Source organism: Candidatus Neomarinimicrobiota bacterium (genome assembly GCA_022560655.1).
Taxonomy (GTDB): Bacteria; Fidelibacterota; Marinisomatia; order SCGC-AAA003-L08; family TS1B11; genus JADFSS01.
This window is the reverse complement of the sequence record JADFSS010000074.1, coordinates 1-9430: the sequence shown is the minus strand read 5'-3', so window position 1 is coordinate 9430 and position 9430 is coordinate 1. Positions and strand designations below refer to the sequence as shown.

At 54.2% G+C, this 9430-nt stretch carries 10 protein-coding genes; all 10 read right to left on the bottom strand.

The genetic code is table 11. The annotated features are described in order from the left end of the window. Positions 1-986: VCBS repeat-containing protein (locus tag IH971_09615; GenBank protein MCH7498095.1), on the bottom strand; the 986-nt coding region annotated here is incomplete at its 3' end. A gap of 689 nt (positions 987-1675) precedes the next feature. Further along, positions 1676-2344, bottom strand: a complete 669-nt coding sequence (locus tag IH971_09610) for a DUF2927 domain-containing protein (GenBank protein MCH7498094.1) — start codon at positions 2342-2344, stop codon at positions 1676-1678. A gap of 32 nt (positions 2345-2376) precedes the next feature. Beyond that, positions 2377-2952: a DUF4202 family protein gene (locus IH971_09605; GenBank protein ID MCH7498093.1), complete on the bottom strand. Its 576-nt coding sequence runs from the start codon at positions 2950-2952 to the stop codon at positions 2377-2379. Beyond that, positions 2939-4261, bottom strand: coding sequence for an NTP transferase domain-containing protein (locus tag IH971_09600; protein MCH7498092.1), 1323 nt, complete (start codon positions 4259-4261; stop codon positions 2939-2941). The genes IH971_09605 and IH971_09600 overlap by 14 nt, the downstream gene beginning before the upstream one ends. Positions 4262-4847: 586 nt before the next feature. Beyond that, a complete protein-coding gene (locus tag IH971_09595) occupies positions 4848-5315 on the bottom strand; it encodes an isoprenylcysteine carboxylmethyltransferase family protein (GenBank protein MCH7498091.1) in 468 nt (155 codons plus the stop codon). 228 nt (positions 5316-5543) lie between these two features. Next, positions 5544-5939 carry a hypothetical protein gene (locus IH971_09590; protein ID MCH7498090.1) on the bottom strand — a complete coding sequence of 132 codons (396 nt, stop codon included), beginning with the start codon at positions 5937-5939 and terminating at the stop codon, positions 5544-5546. 197 nt (positions 5940-6136) lie between these two features. Beyond that, on the bottom strand, positions 6137-6589 hold the full coding sequence (locus IH971_09585; protein ID MCH7498089.1) for a hypothetical protein: 453 nt from the start codon (positions 6587-6589) through the stop codon (positions 6137-6139). A gap of 717 nt (positions 6590-7306) precedes the next feature. Then, the gene (locus tag IH971_09580) at positions 7307-7588 is read right to left on the bottom strand and encodes a DUF427 domain-containing protein (GenBank protein MCH7498088.1); all 282 of its coding nucleotides are present in this window, start codon (positions 7586-7588) and stop codon (positions 7307-7309) included. 207 nt (positions 7589-7795) lie between these two features. Next, complete coding sequence (locus IH971_09575) at positions 7796-9004, bottom strand: T9SS type A sorting domain-containing protein (protein MCH7498087.1); 1209 nt, start codon at positions 9002-9004, stop codon at positions 7796-7798. Further along, entirely contained in the window at positions 9001-9351 is a 351-nt protein-coding gene (locus tag IH971_09570) for a hypothetical protein (protein MCH7498086.1), read from the bottom strand. Before IH971_09570 ends, IH971_09575 begins: the two co-directional genes overlap by 4 nt. Positions 9352-9430 lie beyond the last annotated feature (79 nt).

Here is a 9430-nt window from a genome sequence, read left to right as displayed (position 1 = left end):
AGGGAATTGCTTCCTCTCACATCACCGGGGTTATTAGTGACAAAAAGATCCAGATCGCCGTCGTTATCCATATCACCCCAGGCACAGCTCCAGGAATAGCCACCATCATTTACAATATTCCCAGCAAGGATTCTCTCGAAGGTGCCGTCGCCATTATTTTGATATAGAAAATTGTCTTGGCTTTCAAATGAAGAACCATTTGTTACAAATAAATCTAGATCACCATCGTTGTCATAATCGGCCCAACTAGCGCCCATTGACATTCCACCATCGTTGACAATAGCACCTGTAGTAATTTTGGTAAAGGTCCCATCTCCATTGTTGGTGTATAAGAAGTTATCCACATTTACGTCACTACCATTTGAAACAAATAAGTCTAAATAGCTGTCACTGTTGTAATCGCCCCAACTTCCATTATTTGATGAGCCATTATCAGTCACAATTCGTCCAGTAGTGATTTTTGTAAAGGTCCCGTCTTTGTTGTTGTGATACAGGAGATTACGTCCTGCCGTTGTAATGAACAGGTCTAAATAACCATCGTTGTCATAATCACCCCAGCTGGGATTGCCACCAATGTCAGCTATGATAACTCCCGCTGTGATTCTGGAAAATGTGCCGTCTCCATTATTCGCGAAGAGCAAGTTGTTTGCTTCCCCAGAACACACGATAAGATCAAGATCACCATCATTATCGTAATCTCCCCAGCTAGCTGCGATACTTGAGACGGCGGCATCCGCGATTGCCCCTGAAGTCAATTTTGTAAAACTACCATCCCCGTTATTCCTGAACAGGGAAGAAATCCTGTCAGCAACATTCGCGACGAACAAATCAATATATCCATTGTCATTGTAATCTCCCCAAGCGGCGCCGTAGGTCGGAGCACCTTCATTAACGATATTGCCAGTATTGATTCGGGTGAAAGTCTGGCCGAAAAGAACTCCGCTGAGGAGTAATACGGTTGAGAGGATCAGGGTGTGCGCTTTCATAACAGGTTCCATCCTATTTGATAGTCTTTCCGGACATGGGCACCACTGAATGGTTCAAACACCGCGAGCAATATCGACAGATCGATAGTTCGAGTTTGTCATGAAAATGTCATGCAATGGTAAAGGGTTGGCTTTCACCCGATTTCCCCTTGCACAGGTAGAAGTAAGTGCCAATGCCCTTCAGGCGCTCGTCAGAATCTCGAGGGACTTACAGATGTGGTGGCCTCCGCCCAGGGAAGCACCACGGAGAAATCGATCGGGACAATGACCAGTGCCTTAGCGGCACGGCGCTGGCTTTTAACAAAACCCTTGAGAATTGTCCAGCAAAAGGCAACAACAAAAAGATACAATGTTTTAGGGAGTTTGTCCAGATAGTACGCCCTGTCTACTTGAAGACCCCTTCCCGAAGGCATAGAAATTTCAATGCTTCCAACGGGCGCCCATGTCGCCAAACCGACGGTCCGGCGACCTGCCGACAGTAGGATTGGCAGCGTGTCCGGCAGGTTCCGGGTGGCAGGCAATTTCAAGCCTGAAGGGTTGGCTTTTGCTACTTCAGCAGCACCCCCGTCTACGGCGGGACTACTCTGACACTTACTTTAGCAGTAGCATCTTGATGGACTTGGTGCAGTCGGGCAAGACGACCCGGGAGATGTAGCTGCCCGGCGCAGGTCCGTGCCCGCGCCTGCCTTCTACCCGCTCAAGACTTGGCGAACCTCCGCCTCCGTCATGTTGGTGCGGATCTCATCCAGGTACAGGATCTCAATGACAACCTTATCGATTTCGGAGTAGCTCGTGGTGTTGGTGAAGCCTTGGTAGAATATGCTATCCCGGTAGCGGTTTGAATCTCGCATCAGTCCCAGGCTCTGAGTGAGCTCCTCCCTCAGCAGGTGCGAACGCACCGTCTGCGTAATGAGCTCGTCCGTGGCGATCAGGATTCTGGTAAAGGTCAGCTCGCCGTCGCCATTCCACTGCACCCAAAAGAAGCCGTAGTTCAGGGGTACATAGTTCGGCTCGATCTGGCTGAACTCTTCTTCGGGGAGAAAGTGAATCTCCACGTTGGGCTGCTCCTCCACTTCCCTCAGGCTGACCCCGTCAATGATGCCGTTAAGCTCTTTGAGCACATCGTCCAGAGTCTTCATGTCCGTATCGCTGGGCGTCCCCATCAATTTGATCTTCAGGTCCTGCCGCCACTTCCTGATGACCGGTTGGACGTCGCCGTATTCCGTGCCCAAGGCAATCTCCAGAAAGTAGTCGATCTCCTCCTCCGTGTAGCCCGAGCGGGTAACCGGGGATTCGCAACACAATAGCGTCGTCAGCAGAAGCGTCAGGAGTATGAATCTGTAACTAACCCTGCTCATTCCTACCGCCACGCTTGATCGTATTGCCGGTATCAAGCCGCCGTAGCTTCCCGTACGGCCTGCCTGAGGAGAGCATTCAAGGCTCGATCCTCGTAGGACATGTTTTCTACGACGGTCCTCATTTGCGCCGAAAGGCGCTGATAACCCCAGACGCAGCGCCGCAGGGTTTCTTCCCGCCCAGTGCGGGCGTAGTAAAGGGGCAGATTCACATCGAAATAAGAGATCGCGTCGGCGTCCTTGAGGCGGTCGGCCCGCGGGTCGCCACCAACTTCATGCAGGCAAACAAGCCGATATACTTCTGCCGTTATGTCGCTTGCAACCCCGCACTCCGCCATGATTTCCTTGAGAATGACGGCACTATTCCGGGCGTGGGCAGCTTTGAAAGCGTTGTAATCCGCATAGTCGGCGCGCTGGACTTTACGGTCTTCCACAGCCCGGTCGATGTCATGCCCCAGTGCGGCAATCTGTAACGCCTCATCGGCATCAGGTTCGAGCTTGAGCAACCATTGCAACGTATTTTCGGCATGGCGCGGGTCCTCCGGTACTTTGGAACCCGCGATCAGTACCCTGATCCGTTGCTTCGTGTTTACGATGCTATCCCCGGTCACGGCTCACCCACACACGACGGACAGTCTCCACATTCATCAGGGCGGCAATAAGCAACAGTATCGCAAAAGGCTGGTTGAGCAAGGCGCCCAGGAAAATGAGGAACACCCGGATATCGCGGCCTATACGCCAGCTTTTGCCGCTGGCGAAGTTGCGCTGCATAAGGCGGTCATACTTATCAGCAGTATAGCTCAGCATGAATGAGCCGATGATCGCCAGAAAACCGGCGAACAGGACCAGCGAACCGGCGCCGCCGGCAAAGGCGTGCCAGGTCAGTCCGAACAATAGAAACGCATCGGCATAGCGATCGAGTACGGCATCGAACCAGCGTCCGTAGTCGCTTTCCTGGAACTTGATCCGCGCCACCTCACCATCGCATCCATCGATAATGGAGGCAAACTGAGCGAGAACCCCACCGGCCGCCAGGGCTGGGTAGCCGCCCAGCGCGAACAGCACCGCAGCAAGTATTGAACCGGAAAACGACAGCAGCGATATCTGGTTGGGCGTGATGGGGAACCGGCACAGGATACGGGAAATGCGCACCGATATGGGCCGGTTCAAATACCTGGACACCGGGCCGTCATTAGGTTTATGACGTAATTGGGTCAGCAGAACGCGCTCCCCTTGGGCCAGTGTTTTGGGATCATCCACATCCAGCCAGAACCGGCCAGCAATGTCCATGACGTTGACCCGGCCTGCGCCAGCCAGGCGACGCACACCGCCGGACAGGCTGGTATCGCCCTGATCCGTTGCACTGCGCTCCAACGCTTCGAACAGGGCCGGGGTACACAAGAAGATGCCGGTATCAAAACCGTTGAAATCCGCCAGACCTTTGCCGATAGCCACGAGTTTGCCGTCCTCGTGCCGCACCCGGGTGACATCATTCATATCGACGAGCTTATTGGCCATATTGATGTCAATGGCGAGAGTGACGGTGCCCGGGTCCTGAGATTGCTGCATCAGTTCCCGCAGAATTCCGGGATCGAAAAGATGATCCGCCATCAACAGGAGGAAAGGCTCGCTCAGGTACTCCTTGGCTTTGAGCACTGATACTCCGTTACCCTGCTCAAAGTCATCGTTATTAATGTGAGTAACGGTAATGCCGCAACGAGCGGCCAGCCCGTCCAGAAACGGGCGCACCTGCTCACCGTTGTAACCGCTGACCGCGTAAAACTCCTCGATGCCCGCCTGGATAGCGGAGCGGATGACCCGCTCGATGAGCGGTACCCCCAGCAGGGGGATAAGGGGCTTGGAGTTACCCCTCCGCGAAAGTCGGCTGCCCTTCCCGGCGGCGAGGATCAAGCATTTCATCCAGTTCCCTTGCCCTCATTTCATGCCCAGAACGGGCTTGATTGGTGCGTTAATACTTAAGAGACGCGCAAATAGGATTTCGATCAATGATAAAGCAGTTGCGCCCGGAAGTCAAGGCGTGTGCTTAACTGAACCAGGGGCCCAGCGCCGTATCCGGTTCCGTATCCGGCTGTGGGTGGGGTTCTTTGCGGGAGTTTGCGCGATAAGGTGATGGCTGGAAAGTCGCCGGCCAACGACAAGATTCAGTGGTTCCCATGGACAAATTTGGTTGTAGCCCGTATGGGAATCGAACCACTGTTCTCAGAATGAAAATAAGGTGACAGCTGGTCGAGAAACCCAAAGCCGTAATCGGCCCGTATCCGGGAATATGACTTTTGTTTTGATTTCTTGCTACTTCAGAAGCACCATCTTGATGGACTTGGTGTAGTCTGAGGTGACCAATCCCGGGCGTTTCACTGTATAACCACCGCCGTCGTTCAAGTGCGTCTGACGATTGCGAGCTGAGCGGCCCGGCAAATAAACGCACCTATTCATCGCTCGCTTGGCCCGATCCGCTCCAGCGAGTGGTTATGCGGCCTCCTAACTCCTAATAGACGGGCGGAAACATGAAGTAGGTTCGGTCTGCATAGCTCCTCCAATCCTCCCCGAACTTCTCCGCCAGAGCTGCATCCTCCAGCCTCGCGACATAGATCGCTGACGGAATCAGTAGGAAGAGCGTTCCGACTATGCCCCAGACACTCGTGAGACCAATAGCAAGCCCCATGATCAGTATGATGTCGCCGAGATAATATGGATGCCGGACTATTCTATATGGCCCGTCTGTCGCCAAAGCCTCCACCCCGGTTTGAGCCTTGCTTCGGGTTGCACGCCACAGATAGACACCCGAGTAGATTAGCAGGAACAGCCCAAATGCGAAGATTGAAGAGCCAACAACTTGCAGAATCCGTGTGGGCCTAGCGATGCCGTATCTCGTCAGAACTATCAGGACAATAAGGAGCAGCTCAAGCCCGTTATGCGCCCCGCAAATCAGGTTGTATCTCTTCAATGTCCCCATCCCGAGTGACCTATTCCATTATCGAGGGCGCCGACTCCTGATACCGCAGACGTCGTCAAAGACAAAGCCATAAAACTAGGATACATGGAAGTACGAGAGGCGTGTTTGGACTGCCAGGCCGCAGAACGGCTGTGAGCTGAGCGGCCCGGCTGGTCAATACGCGAATTCGCGGAGTGCCGAGGCCGGGTCCGCTCCAGCGAGACGTTCAGTGGCACCTGATCAAACCGACTACCTCGTAGCGTCAAAGTCGATGAGCTCAACCCTAAAGCCTACTTCCTCATCGATGGTATATTTATCGGCATCAAGCTCGACGCTTGACGGGTATCCTAACTCAGAGTCATAGTCAACGACAATCTCATATGCCTCTTGATCAATGGCTGCGTCGATTTCATCAAACAGCTCTTCAACCGTCAAATAGTATTCCCAGCGAGCAGCGTCCACCGGCTCATCGGTGGTAACCTCAGATACGGCTACGATACGCTTGTTTTGCACTTGGATAATTACGGGTGCAGTGATCTCCTGGGGACAGAAACAAATGCGTTGGAAGTCGTATTTGTAAGCGAGGATGCTGTGGCTATCCCAGAGCTCACGATTGACTTGCAGCTCACGCCGGAGTGGGTCCACTTCATGTGTGCAGCCGTAAAACAGCATTAAGGTGAGTCCGAAAAGACCACCACGCAACAAAGAACCTAGTGGCCGAAGTTGGTTTATCCTCGTAATCCGCCCCTTGTAGGGGTCCGGCCCGCTCAATACCATGTTAGACCATCATTGGTATTCACCACCGAATCTTGCTCGTGCTTGCTTTCCTCTCCCCAATGAAATCAATCGCGTTTTTCGGCCTCCTGTACCAACTCTTCTGCCGTGAACGGGCCCAGGACATAGGTGTCCGTGTGCGAACTGATGAACTGGCGAAACTCCAACGAAGCGCGCATGCCGGTGGCCATGCCCTTTTTCTTTGCCAGTTTATCAAACTTTTTTCCAATTTTCTCCTGCTCTGCCGCTTCAGGCTGCACGGCGATAACGATGTAATCCCAACTCGCACCGTCCTGGTGGGCAAACCATTGCGTCGCGGGAGCGCCGGCTTCTTTGTCGACAGCCTCCTGCTGAGCGAACCATTTGAGAAATTGCAGATGCTGGCCAGGCGCAACGTGATACGTAGACACGAGATGTTTTACAGGCTTCTGCTCTGCAGATTGAGCTCGCACGTTGGCAGTAAATCCGCCGAAAGCCATCAGATACCCGAGCATCATTATCAGATTATGCTGGTGTTTCATCTTGACCTCATTTTGTTCGTGAGTTTAGTTCGGTCCATTAAAATATCAGTTAGCGGGAAGTTTGGGCCGGCGGGTCCAGACCGCCACCTGCCGGCAATACACTGCTTCGCCGCTCCGTACCCCTGGAAGCGCTTGGGCTCGGCAGTTAAGGTGTACAGTCCGGATTGTTCTGACATGAATTGACGCCGTGGTCGGGTCAAATATACGCGCAATGTGACGGGATAGCAAAAGCCCTCAGGGCGATCACCCTGACGCGAGACTGCAGGTCCGGCGACCTACTGAGAGTAGGATAGACAGCGTATCCGGCAGGTATCCGGGTGGGGGGCGATATCAGACCTGAAAGGCGGGCTCCCCTTACTTTAGCAGCACCCCCGCCTACGGCGGGACTACTTTGACACTTACTTTAGCAGCAGCCCCGCATTCTGCAGGACGAAGGCCACCGCCTCCCGATGGATCGGGACAAGTTGCGGCGGGATGGAATGTCAAAGAGCTGTACGGGAAGGTAAGCCGGGGGCGGCGCGGACGGAAGGGCAGGGATTGACGCGGGGGAGGGGGGCACCAACTCTTGACGGATCGGGACTAGTTGTGGCGGGACAGGGAGAACGGGCTACTTGTGTTGGATATCTAGCCGCGCAGGGGCAGCCTGATGCCGCCGGGCCGAGAAAGTGCCGCAGCGGGTGGTCTGAGGCCAGCCCTCCGCCGGGCCGACCAGCGTTCCTAGGTTACCTGCACCCCATTCCAGAAGGCCACGTAATTCTTGATCTCCAGGGCGGCCGGGCTGGGATCGGGATAGGTCCAGGCCGCGGAGCGGTTCACGTCGCCGTTGACCACCACATCGTAGTAGCTGGCCAGGCCCTTCCAGGGGCACACGCTCTTGTTGGAGCTGGCCCTAAAATGCTCCGATCGCAGAGCGTCGGGCGGGAAGTAGATATTGCCCTCAAGGGAGATGGTATCAGCGCTTTCCGCGATGACCGTGTCGTTCCATTTTGCCTGATGCATCACTTGCTCCATTCTTTTGCCCTAATTTTAGCGTGTCGGTGGCAAGAAAATTGTCGGCCAGGAGGCGCGGAGTGGGGGTGATAGTGGCGGGCAGGCGACACTTAGAGAATGAAGAATCGGCCAACGGATAATCAGCCGCTGGCCAGCTTCGCGAGCCGGGTTACGGGCGCGCAAGCTACCTGGGTGTCAGGCCCTGCGCGGGCGGGATTACTTCAGCATGATCATCTTATGTGATTTCACAAATTCTCCGGCTTCGATTCGGTAATAATACATGCCACTGGAAACGGCTCTGCCAAGATCATCTTTACCATCCCACTCAATCGTATACGTACCTGCCGGTTGTCTATTATTTTCAATTAGAACACGCACTCTTTGCCCCAGCAGATTAAAAATCTGCAATTTCACAGCCGTGGTTTTGGGCAGGGCGTAACTTATTTTGGTCGTGGGATTAAATGGATTGGGATAATTTTGCGCTAAGCTGAAAACCATCGGTAATTGATCATCAGGGTCTACAGCAAATTGACCTGGCTGGATCATAAGGTTGTCAATGACCCAGCCCCAGCCAGTGACAGCTTCATCTATGTTGAGTCTAAATCTTATGATAACAATGTCGCCGGACAAGAACGGACCCAGCATGTTGAAAGTATGGCTCCTGAACAGAAAGGGGGTGCCGCCGGTATTATCCTCGTAGGCCGTCAACCAGGCCGGGTCAAAGCTTGCATCGTACCCGTCTGCGAAAGGCCGCCAGGTAGCACCATTATCATTACTACCCTCAACGATAACATAATCCCAAAAGCCGAACTCGCCAAAGGGCACTCCTTCATCACCTGTTTCGACAATAGCGATATCACGGTAGCTTATGGTGGCATTTTCCGAGGTCAGTATGATGGGTACGGTGAGTATCCCCGTGAGATCTATGATTTTGCCCAATGGAGCGTCCAGGTAAGGATGGGGAGAATGAATGGCTCGATTCCCAAATTCGTCACCGAAACTATGAGCGAGGCCATCAAAAACAAAATCGGAGCTCAATGAGTTGAAATCAGTGCTGTATGAAAGTTGAGCCTCCAGCAAGGGGAACAGATCAAGATTAATGGTTGATGATTTAAAAGTGGTTCCATCCTTATAGGAAGTCAGAGAAAACGCGACTGTTTTGGGTTGATCAACCGAAACAACAAGAATAATTAGGGTATCCAATGCTGCCGCGTTGGCGTCTCCCGGGTGCAGGCTGAGGAGGATCTGAGCGGCTGCGTCGACGTCGGGAGCCCCAAGGAATCGTGCGAAGTCCTCCAGGTCAGCGCCGTACGCGCGAATGGTGCGAGAATTGCGCCCCGAGAGGAACGCCTTCAGCAGCCCGCGGATCTTGTCCTCGCGGGAAAGGCCCGCCTGCGGTCGGTAGACTTCCAGTTCGAGGCTCATGCTGCCTCCTTTCCGGCCGCTCGCTCCTGCCGGATGCGGTCGCGTTGGATTGCTATAGCGTCGGATCCGCCCCCGCAGACTTCCTCCCAGCCGTATCGATGCTGCTTCTCCCGGGTCGTGGCAGCCACCACCGAGATCTCACGGTCCAGGGCTCGCACGAGTCTGGGTCCCACACGCACCTTGTCCATCCGGTCTGAGATCCCCGCGGCTTCCATTCGCTTCCGCACGCCCTCGAGGTTTTCGAAAGCATCGCAGAGGTCGGAGAACTCCTGGTACCTCTTCTCACGTTTGGCCCTGCTGCGGCGGTTCCTGGCCTTCTCGGATTCTGCCAGTATTATCGGGGGCATCCGTCAATCCTCCGAGGGTGAAGAGGTGAACGCCACCAGGCTGGTCGCCTTATCGATCAAGCCGGCGTCCTCCGCGAGG